The 12,785-nt window shown below is 71.1% G+C and carries 14 protein-coding genes; all 14 read left to right on the top strand.

Annotated features, from left to right (window positions below):
• Window positions 1-177 precede the first annotated feature (177 nt).
• The 14 genes from mtnA to K9U15_RS13620 all read left to right on the top strand — a co-directional run bounded on the left by mtnA (window position 178) and on the right by K9U15_RS13620 (window position 12,520).
• Window positions 178-1,254: an S-methyl-5-thioribose-1-phosphate isomerase gene (mtnA, locus tag K9U15_RS13685; protein ID WP_096228447.1), complete on the top strand. Its 1,077-nt coding sequence runs from the start codon at window positions 178-180 to the stop codon at window positions 1,252-1,254.
• Window positions 1,255-1,284: 30 nt separating this feature from the next.
• Window positions 1,285-2,328: a deoxyguanosinetriphosphate triphosphohydrolase gene (locus tag K9U15_RS13680; protein ID WP_096228448.1), complete on the top strand. Its 1,044-nt coding sequence runs from the start codon at window positions 1,285-1,287 to the stop codon at window positions 2,326-2,328.
• Window positions 2,329-2,550: 222 nt separating this feature from the next.
• Window positions 2,551-3,237, top strand: coding sequence for an AzlC family ABC transporter permease (locus tag K9U15_RS13675; protein WP_301156382.1), 687 nt, complete (start codon window positions 2,551-2,553; stop codon window positions 3,235-3,237).
• Complete coding sequence (locus tag K9U15_RS13670; protein ID WP_087191626.1) at window positions 3,237-3,569, top strand: AzlD domain-containing protein; 333 nt, start codon at window positions 3,237-3,239, stop codon at window positions 3,567-3,569. The genes K9U15_RS13675 and K9U15_RS13670 overlap by 1 nt, the downstream gene beginning before the upstream one ends.
• Window positions 3,570-3,839: 270 nt before the next feature.
• A complete protein-coding gene (gene rplS, locus K9U15_RS13665) occupies window positions 3,840-4,187 on the top strand; it encodes a 50S ribosomal protein L19 (protein WP_015538852.1) in 348 nt (115 codons plus the stop codon).
• Between the two features lie 322 nt (window positions 4,188-4,509).
• Entirely contained in the window at window positions 4,510-5,298 is a 789-nt protein-coding gene (locus K9U15_RS13660) for a ribonuclease HII (protein WP_096228449.1), read from the top strand.
• Window positions 5,299-5,649: 351 nt separating this feature from the next.
• A complete protein-coding gene (locus K9U15_RS13655; RefSeq protein ID WP_096228450.1) occupies window positions 5,650-6,186 on the top strand; it encodes a YraN family protein in 537 nt (178 codons plus the stop codon).
• 5 nt (window positions 6,187-6,191) lie between these two features.
• Window positions 6,192-7,685, top strand: coding sequence for a YifB family Mg chelatase-like AAA ATPase (locus K9U15_RS13650; protein ID WP_087191646.1), 1,494 nt, complete (start codon window positions 6,192-6,194; stop codon window positions 7,683-7,685).
• Entirely contained in the window at window positions 7,676-8,674 is a 999-nt protein-coding gene (gene dprA, locus K9U15_RS13645; protein ID WP_096228451.1) for a DNA-processing protein DprA, read from the top strand. The genes K9U15_RS13650 and dprA overlap by 10 nt, the downstream gene beginning before the upstream one ends.
• Before the next feature lie 47 nt (window positions 8,675-8,721).
• The gene (locus tag K9U15_RS13640) at window positions 8,722-8,988 is read left to right on the top strand and encodes a DUF4160 domain-containing protein (RefSeq protein WP_096228452.1); all 267 of its coding nucleotides are present in this window, start codon (window positions 8,722-8,724) and stop codon (window positions 8,986-8,988) included.
• 18 nt (window positions 8,989-9,006) lie between these two features.
• Entirely contained in the window at window positions 9,007-9,303 is a 297-nt protein-coding gene (locus K9U15_RS13635) for a DUF2442 domain-containing protein (protein ID WP_087191621.1), read from the top strand.
• Window positions 9,304-9,443: 140 nt separating this feature from the next.
• On the top strand, window positions 9,444-10,871 hold the full coding sequence (trmFO, locus tag K9U15_RS13630) for a methylenetetrahydrofolate--tRNA-(uracil(54)-C(5))-methyltransferase (FADH(2)-oxidizing) TrmFO (protein ID WP_096228453.1): 1,428 nt from the start codon (window positions 9,444-9,446) through the stop codon (window positions 10,869-10,871).
• A complete protein-coding gene (locus K9U15_RS13625; protein ID WP_231897408.1) occupies window positions 10,864-11,829 on the top strand; it encodes a tyrosine recombinase in 966 nt (321 codons plus the stop codon). Before trmFO ends, K9U15_RS13625 begins: the two co-directional genes overlap by 8 nt.
• 187 nt (window positions 11,830-12,016) lie before the next feature.
• Window positions 12,017-12,520, top strand: coding sequence for a hypothetical protein (locus K9U15_RS13620; RefSeq protein WP_087191619.1), 504 nt, complete (start codon window positions 12,017-12,019; stop codon window positions 12,518-12,520).
• The last annotated feature ends 265 nt before the right edge of the window (window positions 12,521-12,785 follow it).

Genomic DNA, 12,785 nt, shown 5'->3' with positions numbered 1-12,785 from the left:
TCCTTTCGGTGGCGCTTCCGCGTGCGCACGGCTCGGCGCGCACAGGGCCCACGATACCCGAAGCCCTCGCCCGTCCGCCGAACCGTCACGCCGCGGTCACGGAGCCTTTACGTGCGCGCCGGCGCCCCTTTGCAGGCTCTATGCGCTAGAATGGCAGCGATGAAGAAAGGATGCCCCATGAGCCAGCCCCTCTGCTTGGAGAATCTGCCGCGCACCGTCGAGCTCGAGCGCGACGGCGATGGGCGGCCCCGCCTCGCCTACATCGACCAGCGGCGCCTGCCCGGCGAGCTCGCCTTCGAGCGCACGGGCGACTGGCGGGTCGTGGTGGACGCCGTCAAGTCGCTCGCCGTGCGCGGCGCCCCCGCCCTCGGCATCGCCGGCGCGGCCGCCGTGGCGCTGTGGGCGGGCAACGTCGGCGCCGCGCACGCCACGTCGCGCGGATGCGCAGGGGAAGGGCCATGCTTCCTGGAGGAGCTGGGCCCCGTGGCCGACGAGGTGGCTGCCGCACGTCCTACCGCCGTGAACCTGGCCTGGGGCGTGCGCCGCGCCGTGGCTCGGGCGCGCCGGGCCGTGGCGTCGGGGGCGCCGTCCGCCTTGGTCGCCGACGAGCTCTTCGACGAGGTCAAGCACATGGAGGCCGAGGACGAGGCCGTGAACCGCGCCATCGGCGCCCACGGCGCCGAGCTGCTTGCGCCCGGCTCCCGCATCCTCACGCACTGCAACGCCGGCAGCCTGGGCACCGCGTTCTACGGCACGGCGCTCGGCATCGTGTACGCGGCCGCAGCGCAGGGCAAGGTGGAGCGCGTGTACGCCGACGAGACGCGCCCGGTGGGCCAGGGCGCCCGCCTCACGGCATGGGAGTTGTCGCGGGCGAACGTCCCCTGCACGCTCATCTGCGACGACATGGCTGCCAGCCTCATGGCCGCCGGTCGGGTGGACGCCGTGCTCGTGGGCGCCGACCGCATCGCCGCCAACGGCGACGCCGCCAACAAGATCGGCACGTACGGCGTGGCCGTGCTCGCGCGGCACCACGGCATCCCGTTCTACGTGGCCGCGCCCACGTCCACCATCGACCCGACGCTTCCGGAAGGCTCGGGCATCCCCATCGAGGAGCGCGATCCCGCCGAGGTCCTGCCGCAGCCGCTGCCGGGCGTGGAGGTGTGGAACCCGGCATTCGACGTCACGCCCGCCGCCCTGATCACCCGCATCGTCACGGAGCGCGGCGTGTTCGAGCCGGGCAAGCTGGTATACTGAGGGCGCCTACGACGAGCAAGGAGGTCCGCCATGCGCATCATCCATCGCGAAGACCAGGAGGAGCAGGCGCACGAGGCGCTTTCGCCGGACGCCTCGTTCGCCGACGAGAGCGAGGGCCGCGCCCGCTCGGCCGAGCCCGACATCCTGCGCAACGATTACCAGCGCGACCGCGACAAGATCCTCCATACGAAGTCGTTCCGACGCCTGTCGCATAAGACGCAGGTGTTCCTGGCCGCCGAGGGAGACCATTTCCGCACCCGGCTCACCCACACGCTCGAGGTGGCGCAGATCGCGCGTACCATCGCGCGGGCGCTCGGGCTGAACGAGGACCTTACCGAGGCCATCTCGCTCGGGCACGACCTGGGGCACACGCCGTTCGGCCACACCGGCGAGGAGGCGCTCGCGCGCAGCATCGCCCGCCACCGGGGCATCGACCCCGCCTCGCCCGAGGCGGAGGCGCTCTACCGGCACAACGAGCAGAGCCTGCGCGTGGTGGAACGCATCGAGAACGGCGGCAAGGGGCTCAACCTCACGCCCGAGGTGCGCGACGGCATCCTCAACCACACCGGCGACCTGCGGGCCGAGACGCTCGAGGGGCGCATCGTGGGCACGGCCGACCGCATCGCCTACGTGAACCACGACATCGACGACGCCATCCGCGCGGGCATCCTGTCCGAGGGCGACCTGCCCGACACGACGCACGCGGTGCTCGGCCCCGACCACTCCTCGCGCATCCAGACGCTCGTCATGGACATGGTTGAGACGTCGGCCGCCTGCGACGACATCCGCATGAGCGATTCGGTGTGGGATGCCATGATGGAGCTGAGGGCGTTCCTGTTCGCGCGCGTGTACACGGCGCCCGTCGTGATGGCGGAGGTGGACAAGGCCACGCGCCTCGTGGGCGCCCTGTTCGACTACTACGTGGCGCACACGGAGGAAGTGCCCGAGGAGTACCGCGCCATCGCCGAGGGCGACGATCTGCGTGCCGTGACCGACTACGTGGCCGGCATGACCGACCGCTTCGCCAAGAACCTGTTCCAGCAGCTGTTCATCCCGCACTCCGTGCATTATTAGGCGCCGCGGCCCCGATCGGGCCTGCCTGCCGGCGTTTGCCCGGGGCTCGTCCCGGTTTGGCGAGGGGCGGGGATAACGCCACGTTCCCCGACGCGCTCGGAGGCGGTGAGGCTCCCGCGAACGTGACATTATCCCCGTCCCTCTGCCACGCCCTCTGCCACGCCCTGCCGCGATCAAGATACCCGTTGATCGTGGGCGCGGAACTTGTATAATCGGGAGGCTGTGCTTTCCGGGGACCACATACGACAATCGCTCTCAGCCGCGCTGCCCATCATGCTGGGTTACGTGGCCATCGGCATTCCCTGCGGCATCCTGTGCGCCTCCATCGGCCTGAACGCCCTGCAGGTGTTCCTGCTCTCGGCACTGTTCTACTCGGGTGCCGGGCAGTTCATGATCCCGAACATGTGGCTGGCGGGCTCGCCCCTGGCCTCCATCGTCGCCAGCGTGTCGCTGGTGAACACGCGCCAGATGCTGTACTCCGCCGCCTTCGCGCCGGCGTGCAAGGGCGTGAGGAAGCGCCTGGCGTTCCTGTTCGCCGCCACCGTGACCGACGAGAGCTACGGTGTGAACACGGCCAGGTTCGAGGCGGGCGACTGGTCGGTGGGGCGCGCCACGCTCGTGAACCTGTTCTCGCAGAGCTCCTGGGCGCTCTCGAACGTGGCGGGCGTGCTCGTGGGCAACGCCATCGGCATGCCGTTGGCCATCGCGGCGTTCGCCATGACCTCCATCTTCGTCTGCCTGCTGGTCACCCAGAGGCCCACGCCGGCGAACCTCGTGGCCGCTGCCGTGGCCGTCGCGGGCGTGTTCGCCTGCAAGGCCGTGGGGCTCGGGGGGCCGGCCATCCTCGTGGGCGCGCTCGCGGGCGTTGCGGCTGCGCTGGCGTTCACCTGGGTGAAGGAGCGTGGCTGATGGAGCCGATGGGCTGGGGCGACTTCCTCGTCGTGTTCGCATGCTGCGCCGTCACCATGCTCGTGTGCCGCACGGTGCCGCTGTTCGCGCTCAAGGGCAGGCAGCTGCCGGAGGGGGTGGAGAGGGCGCTCGGGTTCATCCCGCCGGCCGCCTTCGCCGCGCTCGTGGCGAACGACCTGCTGACGCCCGGCATGTTCGACGCGGGCCTCTGGCCGGCCGCCGCCCCGCTTCTGGCTGCCGGCGTCGTGGCGCTCGTGGCATGGAGGACGAAGTCGCTTCTGTGGTGCGCCGTGTCGGGCGTGGCCTCCTATGCGCTGCTCTCGCTTGTGTGAGGCGGCGCGGGCCCGCCCGGCGGCCTCCGCCGGGGACGTCCCGCGCCCCGCGTCCGGGTTGCGGCTCGGCGGTGCCCGCGGTGAAACGATGAGCCCAGGGCGCGCCGAATCTGGGATTTGCGTGGAGTACGGGGCGGTTTCGGGAAAAAATGCAGGAAGACAGCGCTTTTTTCCTTGCGCGAGCGGGCGTGGGGCAGTATACTGTCCAATTGTGTCTTTCCACAGAACACGATACGAGATTCAATCTGAACGCATAGAAGGATAACGAACATGGACATCATTCGCGCTATCGAACAGCAGCAGATCAAGCAGGACCTCCCCGATTTCAACGTGGGCGACAACGTGAAGGTCCATTACCGCATCGTCGAGGGCAGCCGCGAGCGCATCCAGGTGTTCCAGGGCGACGTCATCCGCCGCCACGGCGCCTCGAGCCGCGAGACGTTCACGGTGCGCAAGGTCAGCTTCTCCATCGGCGTGGAGCGCACGTTCCCCGTGCATTCCCCGAAGATCGAGAAGATCGAGGTCATGCGCAAGGGCGACGTCCGCCGCGCCAAGCTGTACTACCTGCGCGACAAGGTGGGCAAGGCTGCCAAGATCAAGGAGAAGTCCTTCAGGTAAGGTTACGGCGGCCTCCGGCCGCCGTAACTGCTCGACGCTGCGAAGCCCCCTCGCACCGATCCTCGGCCCTTTTTCGCTTGCCTTCGCGTACCGAAGTACGCTCAGCCGCGAAACGGGCCGATTATCGGCACGAGGGGGCTTCTCGCTGTCTTGCCACGCCAACCTGGGTGTTTTGCTTTCGCGCTGCGCGCGAAGGGGGGGGGTGCTTGTGCTCGCCGTGTTCTTCTGCCGTCCGGTTGGGCGGCTTTTGCTATCATGGGGGAGACGGGATCGGGCGCGGCCGCGGGGGCGGGCGCGCGGAAGAGAAGGGACGTGCGGGCGCATGGGGCCGACGGTCGCCGAGATAAGGCAGCGGTTGCAGGAGGCGGATGCACGGGAGTTCGCCGTGCTCGAGCGCGCGCTCGTGGCCGACACGCGCAAGGGCGTGCGCGACGCCGTTGAGGTGGCGCGGCGTCGGATCGAGGCCGAGCAGGCCGAGCGCGAGAGGCTGGCCTCGCTGTACGCGTTCGAGCGTGCGCTCGCCGAGGGGCGCGGCGCCGGCGTGGTCGTGGGGCTCGACGAGGTGGGCCGCGGCCCGCTCGCCGGCCCGCTCGCGGTGGGCGCCGTCGTGCTCCCCCTCGAGCCCGCGGTGGAGGGCCTCAACGACTCCAAGCAGCTCAAAGCCGAGGTGCGCGAGCGCATCGCCCTCGAGGTCAAGCGGGTGGCCGTGGCGTGGACGGTGGAGTACGTGGAGGCGGCCGACATAGATGCCGCGGGCATGACGGCCTCGCTCGTCACCGCGTTCAGGCGGGCCGTGGCGCACATCGAGGCCGCGGGCGTGCGCCCGGACGTCGTCCTGCTCGACGGAAACCCGCTGCGCCTCGACGACCGCGAGGTGAACGTGGTGAAAGGCGACTGCCGCTGCGCGTCGATCGCCGCGGCCTCCATTGTGGCCAAGGTGGAGCGCGACGCTCTCATGTGCCGCTACGCCGAGGACTACCCCGAGTACGGCTTCGATTCCTGCAAGGGCTATGCGAGCCCCGCCCATATCGAGGCTATCAAGCGCTTCGGCCTCACCCCCCTCCACCGCGCCACATTCTGCACGGCTTTCACGCAGCCGACCCTGTTCTAGGGCGCCCGCATCCTGCCCGGATACTCGCCGAGCCGACGCTCCCGCGCATATCGCTCCGGCGGCCCTTACCGCGCTCCGCGGTTTTCCACCATCGTGCGCGCCCCTCTTGCCGCCGGCGCACAAGGTGCCGGCCAGCGCTCCTGCGTGTTCCACCTGCGGAGTTGTCCCCGCATCGGCCGGCTGCCGAATTTCCGCCGGTTTTCTGCCATATCCGCGCAAGAAGCGCGCCAGGTTCGTGCGGCTGCCGTGCAAGGGCCGTGCATGATCGGGGCGGTTCCGAGCGGGCCTTCGCGACGGTTCCCCGGCAAGGTTGCGGCCCTATGATGCCCCTAGAGAAGAAAGGGGCGACGAATGGACGAGAACGGAACGGCGGCTGTGCAGGAGCGGCTGCAGGAGGAACCGAGCGCCGTGAAGGGGGAGGGGGAGCGCCCGGCGGGGGCTTCCGCCAAGCGCCGCAAGCCGCGCGCGAAGGCGAAGCCGAAGCGGGAGCGGTCCGAGGACGACGGGGGCGCCGAGGCGATCGGCTGCCGTAACCGGGAGCTTGGCCGACGCGGCGAGGATGCGGCGGCGCGATTCCTGGACCGGCGCGGCTACGACATCGTCGAGCGCAACTGGACATGCGCGGCGGGCGAGGCCGACATCATCGCGCGCGACGGGGAGGCGCTCGTGTTCGTGGAGGTGAAGACGCGCTCGAACACCGAGAAGGGCCTGCCGTCCGAGGCGGTGGATGCAGGCAAGCGCCGTCGCTACGAGCGCATCGCGGCGTTGTTCTTAGTGGACTACGACGTGGTGGACGTGCCGGTGCGCTTCGACGTGGTGTCGATCGTGGTGGTGCCGCCCGACCGGGCGTTCATACGGCACCATATCGGCGCGTTCTCGGCAGGGTGAGCGGCGTGTTCGGGCGCTTTGCCGTGCAGGGCGCGACGCTGCGCGGGGTGGAGGCCGTGCCGGTGGACGTGGAGGTGGTCGTGGGCAGCGGCATGCCCGCGTTCTGCATCGTCGGGATGCCCGACGCCGCCGTGCAGGAGGCGCGCGAGCGCGTGCGCGCCGCCCTGCGGGCCGGCGGCTTCTCCATGCCGAACGAGCGGGTGGTGGTGAACCTGGCGCCCGGTGCCTTGCGCAAGACGGGGTCGGGGTTCGACCTGCCCATCGCGGTGGGCCTGCTCGCGGCCACGGGGCAGGTGGACCCGCGTCTGGCCGAGGGCGCGCTCATCGTGGGGGAGCTCTCGCTGGAGGGGGCCGTGCGGCCCGTGGACGGCCTGCTGGCCTATGCGTTGTGCGCGCGCGACCTGGGATGCGCGCTCGTCTGCGCGGACGCGCCGGAGCGCCTTGTGGCCATCGACGGCCTCGAGCAGCGTGCCGTGCGCACGATCGCCGACTTCCGCACCGGCGAGTTCCCCGCCCTCGCTCCCCGGCGACCCTCCCGAACGTTGCCTGCGCCCGACTTCCGCGACGTGGCCGGCCAGGACATGGCGAAGCGTGCGCTGCAGGTGGCCGCCGCCGGCCGCCACGGCGTGCTCATGATGGGGCCGCCCGGCTCGGGCAAGACGATGCTTGCCTCGCGGCTGCCCTCCATCCTGCCGCCGCTCGAGGAGGACGAGGCGCTCGAGGCCGCGCTCATCCATTCGGTGGCGGGCGAGGAGATGGGCGCCCTGCTCGGCGGCGTGAGACCCTTCCGCAGCCCCCACCACTCGGCCACGACCGCCGGGCTCGTGGGCGGCGGCACGCCGCCGCGGCCGGGCGAGGTATCGCTCGCGCACCAAGGGGTCCTGTTCTTGGACGAGCTGCCCGAGTTCCGGCCCTCGGTGCTGCAGGGCATACGCCAGCCCATGGAGTCCGGGCGCGTCACCGTCACGCGGGCCGACGGCAACGTGTCGTTCCCGGCGCGCTTCATGCTGGTGGCGGCTGCGAACCCGTGCCCCTGCGGCTACTTCGGTGACGACGAGCATGCCTGCACGTGCACGCCGGCCCAGGTGAGCGCCTATCAGAACCGCATCGGAGGGCCGCTCATGGACCGCATCGACCTGCACGTCGACGTGCGCCGCTCGGCGCCGCGCGACGTGCTGGGGACGGGCGGCGGAACATCGTCGGAGGACATGCGCGCCGCCGTGCGGGGCGCGCGCGAGTACGCCTCGTGGCGGCGGGCGCGCGCCGGCGGCGGCGAGGGGCCGGAGACGCTCGTGCGCTCGTGCGCCCTCGCGCCGGCCGACGAGGCCTTCTTCGAGGACGCGGCGCGGGCTGCCCGCATGAGCGGGCGCGCCATCATGCGCACGCTCGCGGTGGCGCGCACCATCGCGGATATGGAGGAGGCGGCGTCGGTGGGGCGGGGGCACCTGTGCGAGGCGCTGGCGTTCCGCCTGCGGGAGGGGGTGGGGGCATGCGGCTGAGGGGTCCCCGCTTCGAGCTTTTGCCCGGCGACGGCGCCTTCCCTGCGGCGCTCGCGCGCGTTCCCGACCCGCCGCGGCGCCTCTACGTCGTGGGCGACCCGGCGGCGCTCCAAGAAGGTTTGGCCGTGGTGGGCGCGCGCAAGGCGACGCCCTACGGCACGGGCTGCGCCCGGCGCTTCGCCGGCGCGGCGGCGCGGCGGGGCGTCGTGGTGATATCGGGCGGTGCGCGCGGATGCGACGCGGCGGCCCACGAGGCCGCGCTCGCGGAGGGCTCGCCGACGGTGGCGTTCCTCGGGGGCGGCTGCGACGAGCCGTACCCGGCGGCGCACGCGGGCCTGTTCCAGCGCATCGTGGACGGCGGCGGGGCGGTGGCGTCCGAGCAGCCGTGGGACCGGAAGCCGCGGCCCTATATGTTCCGGCAGCGCAACCGCCTCATCGCGGGACTCGCCCGGGCCGTGCTCATCGTGGAGGCCGGGCTGCCGTCGGGCACGTTCTCCACCGCTGACGAGGCGCTCGCGGCGAACCGCGACGTGCTCGTGGTGCCCGGCGCCATCACGGCGGCCTCGTCGCGCGGCGCGAACCGCCTGCTGTACCAGGGGGCGCTGCCCGTCGTGGACGACGAGACGTTCGAGGACGCCCTGTTCTCCCTGTTCGGATGTTTGAGGCAGGAGCAGTGGCCGCCTGCGGGGGAGCATGCGGCAGCCGCCGGCGCGGGCGTCGGGGGCCCGGGCGATGCCGGCGGCGGGGCGGCCGCAACGGCGGACGGCGCCGCGGGCCGTGCGGGGATGCGCCCGCCCGCCCTCGCCGCCAACCCCGTGGCCGCGGCCCTCGCCGCCCAGCCGCTGGGCATGGAGGACCTCTACGCCGTGGCCCGCGCGTCCTGCGGCTCCGCCGAGCCGCGCGCCTGGCTCATGGAACGCCTCGTGGAGGCCGAGCGCATGGGCCTCGTCGCCCGCTATCCCGACGGCCGCTGGGGGCCGGCGGGGTGAGGGGCATCGCATCGGCGGATGAGCGGGAAGGCGGAAGGAGGGGCGAGATGGCGACGATCTCCATGTTCTTCGGCATAGTGGTCATCATGTATAATGAGTCGGCTGGAAAGCATCACGCACCGCATGTCCACGCCCGTTATGCGGAGTTCAGCTGCTCGCTCGATTTCGAGGGCGAGGTTCTCTACGGGTACCTCCCGCCGAGGAAGCTGACGCTGCTTAGAGCATGGGTCGTCCTTCATCGGGAAGAGCTCGAGGCCGACTGGAGGCTCCTCTCGGAGGGACTCGATGCTTTCAAGATCGATCCGTTGCGATAGGGAGGAGGTGGTGCGCTCATGGGGGAGCCGGTCTTGGCCGACGAGGTTGCCTGCGGGATGGGCAAAAGCCAGCCCGACTTGACGAAGGTCGAGCCGAAGGGCGGAAGCGAGCTTCTGCTCGAGTTCGAAACGGGGGAGAGGCGCCTTTTCGACGCCGCCCCGTTTATCGACTGCGGCGGATCGTACGGACGCTTGGCGGAAGAGCGATACTTCGCGCAGGTGCGCATCATCGACGGGGGCTTGGCCCTTGGATGGCCTGAAGGCCAGGAAGTATACCCCGAGGCCCTGTACGAGTTCAGCACGCCTGTCGGGTAGCGGCGCAGGCGGCATCCGCTTCTGGCCGGCTGCACCGGGCGCCTGCCTGGCGCGCCCGGTGCGCTGCGCCCCTCCGGCGATCCGCCGGTTTTTCTCGCCTGCCGTTTCCCGCGGCTCCGAGGTTTGGTATCCTTGCAGGCATGTCTGACAACGTGACCATACTCGGCGCCGGCCTTGCGGGGAGCGAGGCGGCGCTCCAGCTTGCCGGCCGCGGCTTCCGTGTGCGCCTCGTGGAGATGCGCCCCGGCACGCCCACGCCCGTGCACGCCACCGGCGCGTGCGCCGAGCTCGTGTGCTCGAACTCGTTGAAGTCGACCAAGCCCGAGAGCGCGGCCGGCATGCTCAAGGCCGAGCTCGAGGCGCTGGGATCGCACCTGCTGGCCGCCGCGCACCGGCACGCCGTGCCCGCCGGGGGCGCGTTGGCCGTGGACCGCGAGGCGTTCGCCCGCGACGTCACGGCGCTCATCGAAGGGCACCCGCTGGTCGACCTCGTGCGCGGGGAGGCTGCAAGCCTGGCCGAGGAGGCCCGCGGCGCCGATGCGCTCGTGGTGGCCACGGGGCCGCTCACGTCCGGTGCCCTCGCCGCCGACCTCGCCCGCGTCGCCGGCGCCGGCCACCTGGCGTTCTACGACGCCGCCGCGCCCATCGTCATGGCCGACTCGCTGGACGGGGAGCGCCTGTTCCGGCAGAGCCGCTACGAGGACGGGTCCGACGGGGCGGGCGACTACCTGAACGCGCCCTTCACGCGCGAGGAGTACGAGGCCTTCGCCGCCGAGCTCGTGGCCGCCGAGCGCGTCGTGCTGCGCGACTTCGAGACGCGCGAGCTGTTCCAGGCATGCCAGCCCATAGAGGAGATCGCGCGCAAGGGCCTCGACGCCCCGCGCTTCGGCCCGCTCAAGCCCGTGGGCCTCGCCGACCCGCGCACGGGGAGGCGCCCCTGGGCCGCGCTCCAGCTGCGCGCCGAGGATGCGCACGGCACGTGCTACAACCTGGTGGGCTTCCAGACGAACCTGACGTTTTCCGAGCAGCGTCGGGTGTTTCGCCTGATCCCCGGCTTAGAGCATGCGGAGTTCGCCCGCTTCGGCGTCATGCACCGCAACACGTTCCTGGACGCACCGCGCCTGCTCGACGCCAGCCTGCGCCTCACGGCTTCCGGGGCCGCCGCGTTGGACGTGCCCGTGTTCGTGGCGGGCCAGCTCGCGGGCACCGAGGGGTACTGCGAGGCGCTGCGTTCGGGCCTGCATGCCGCGCTCGCCGTGGCGGCCGAGCTCTCGGGGACCGGCCTGCCGCCGCTGCCGCGCGAGACGGCCTTCGGCGCGCTTCTGGCCTACGCCACGAGCCCCGAGACGAGGGCTTACCAACCGATGCACGTGAACTTCGGCATCATGGAGCCGCTGGCGGAGCATGTGCGCAACAAACGCGAGCGTTACGCCGCCTACGCCGCCCGCGGCGCCGACGCGCTCGCGGCCTACCGTGCCCAGCTTGCGGACCGCGGCCTCATGCCGAAAACGGCTCCCGCCGCTGATGCGCCGGTCGAAGGCCTGCCAGAAGGCAGCTCCCGTGCCTGATGCCGTGCCCGTGCCCGACGACGGCATGCCCGCATGCGATCCGCGCGCCGCATCCCTCGTCGAGGGTTTCTGCGACGCCCTGCGCGTAGAGCGCAACGCCTCGGTGCATACGGTGCGTGCCTACCGCATCGACCTCATGGACTACGTGCGCTGGGCTGCCCGGGAAGGCATCGACCCCCTTGCGGCCACCCATCGACAGCTGCGCCGCTACCTGGGCGAGCTCGACAGCGCGCAGTACTCGCGCACCACCGTCAACCGGCGGCTCTCGGCGCTGCGCAGCTTCTTCCGCTGGCTCAACGTGACGGACGTGTGCGACTGCGACCCGGCGAGCATGCTCTCGGGCCCTCGCAAGCAGAAGGACCTGCCGCACGTCATCCGCCCAGCCGACATGGCGAGGTTGCTCTCGGTGCACGGCAAGCGGGACGGAGTCGGCAACCCGCGCGAGCAGTCGCCCGCCGACCTGCGCAACCTGGCGCTGCTGGAGTTCCTGTACGCGTGCGGCGCGCGCGTGTCCGAGGCGTCGGGCCTGCTCGCAGACAACGTCGATTTCGAGCGTGGCCAGGTGAAGGTGTTCGGCAAGGGGGCGAGGGAGCGCATCGTGCCGCTGCACGACCTGGCGCTCGCCTCCATGCGCACCTACCAGCTGCTCGGGCGCCCCCGGCTGCTCAAGGAGAAGGAGTGCCCGTTCTTCTTCGTGTCCACCCGCGGCAACGGCATGACCACCGACGCCATCCGCAAGATGTTCAAGGAGTCCCTGCGCGCGGCCGGGCTCGACGAGACGCTCTCGCCGCACGACATGCGCCACACCTTCGCCACCGACCTCTTGGAGGGCGGGGCCGACCTGCGCAGCGTGCAGGAGATGCTGGGGCATGCGAGCCTGTCCACCACCCAGGTCTACACCCACCTCTCGCCGGGGCGCCTCAAGCAGGTGCACCGTCGCGCCCACCCGCGCGGCTGATCGCACGGCCCCTCGTGCAGCGGTTCTCCGCTCCGCGAGACGCTCCTTGCGCGAAGGTTGCAGCGCCGTGACCGACGGCTGACGGTTGCCCGGAACCCCTCGCGCACGGCGCCGATGTCCCTCACAATCGGAACCCGATACCACGCGCGCCTCGTCGCGCGGACACCTGCGTCGAAGGGACACGATTATGAACAAGCGCAAGATGAGAATGATGGGCATGGTTCTGGCCGGCGTGCTGGCGATGACGCCGTTTCTGCACGGGTGCGCCACCGACGACGGCGGCTCCTCGAACGACAACGGCTCGCAGAACTCGACCGAGCAGCAGGAGCAGAACGGATCCGAGCAGCAGAACACGGGCAGCCAGGGCGACGTCGTCTACTATGGCCAGGTCATGGGCGTGAACGGCGACGAGATCACCGTTGTCCTGGGCGACCTGAGCGCCGCGGACGGCGAGGGCCTGCAGAAGTTCGAGGCCCAGGAGGACGAGGTCACCTTCAACAAGGGCGACGTCGTCATCGTGGACGAGTCCGGCGCCGTCGTCGACGACCCCACCGTCTCGGCCGACCAGATCGTGGTCATGAGCGGCTCGGGCGACGGTCCCGACTTCCGGCCCTCGAAGCTGGAGATACTCCAATCCAACGCCGACGGCGCCGTGAGCTCCGCGGCCGCGGAGCAGGGCCTGGACCAGTAGCGGCTCTCCTGCCTGCCGCGAAGGACGACCCCGTCGGGAGCGGCAGCCTGCATCCTCGGTTCGTGCCGGCCTGCGCAGCTCCCAGCCGGCAGCACGATGGCCCGGCTCCGAGCGGGCCCGTGCTGGTTCTGCGAGGCCGCTCGGCCTCGTACCGGTGCCGACCTGCCGCGCAACGGGCCGCCTTTTCGCACCGTGCGGCCCTCTTGCTCTCGCGCAGCGGGGCGCCCCACCTTTCGCAAGCGGTTTATGAACATTGTTCATAAAC

Source organism: Gordonibacter sp. RACS_AR68, from assembly GCF_030418485.1.
Classification (GTDB): domain Bacteria; phylum Actinomycetota; class Coriobacteriia; order Coriobacteriales; family Eggerthellaceae; genus Gordonibacter; species Gordonibacter urolithinfaciens.
Note: the sequence above shows the minus strand (reverse complement) of the source record. Positions and strands in the feature narration are given on the sequence as shown.

What these genes read in the sequence shown, in the direction of transcription:
- mtnA (WP_096228447.1), top strand. Translation starts at nt 178, where the DNA reads ATGAGCCAGCCCCTCTGCTTGGAGAATCTGCCGCGCACCGTCGAGCTC.
- K9U15_RS13680 (WP_096228448.1), top strand. Translation starts at nt 1,285, where the DNA reads ATGCGCATCATCCATCGCGAAGACCAGGAGGAGCAGGCGCACGAGGCG.
- K9U15_RS13670 (WP_087191626.1), top strand. Translation starts at nt 3,237, where the DNA reads ATGGAGCCGATGGGCTGGGGCGACTTCCTCGTCGTGTTCGCATGCTGC.
- rplS (WP_015538852.1), top strand. Translation starts at nt 3,840, where the DNA reads ATGGACATCATTCGCGCTATCGAACAGCAGCAGATCAAGCAGGACCTC.
- K9U15_RS13660 (WP_096228449.1), top strand. Translation starts at nt 4,510, where the DNA reads ATGGGGCCGACGGTCGCCGAGATAAGGCAGCGGTTGCAGGAGGCGGAT.
- K9U15_RS13655 (WP_096228450.1), top strand. Translation starts at nt 5,650, where the DNA reads ATGGACGAGAACGGAACGGCGGCTGTGCAGGAGCGGCTGCAGGAGGAA.
- dprA (WP_096228451.1), top strand. Translation starts at nt 7,676, where the DNA reads ATGCGGCTGAGGGGTCCCCGCTTCGAGCTTTTGCCCGGCGACGGCGCC.
- K9U15_RS13640 (WP_096228452.1), top strand. Translation starts at nt 8,722, where the DNA reads ATGGCGACGATCTCCATGTTCTTCGGCATAGTGGTCATCATGTATAAT.
- K9U15_RS13635 (WP_087191621.1), top strand. Translation starts at nt 9,007, where the DNA reads ATGGGGGAGCCGGTCTTGGCCGACGAGGTTGCCTGCGGGATGGGCAAA.
- trmFO (WP_096228453.1), top strand. Translation starts at nt 9,444, where the DNA reads ATGTCTGACAACGTGACCATACTCGGCGCCGGCCTTGCGGGGAGCGAG.
- K9U15_RS13620 (WP_087191619.1), top strand. Translation starts at nt 12,017, where the DNA reads ATGAACAAGCGCAAGATGAGAATGATGGGCATGGTTCTGGCCGGCGTG.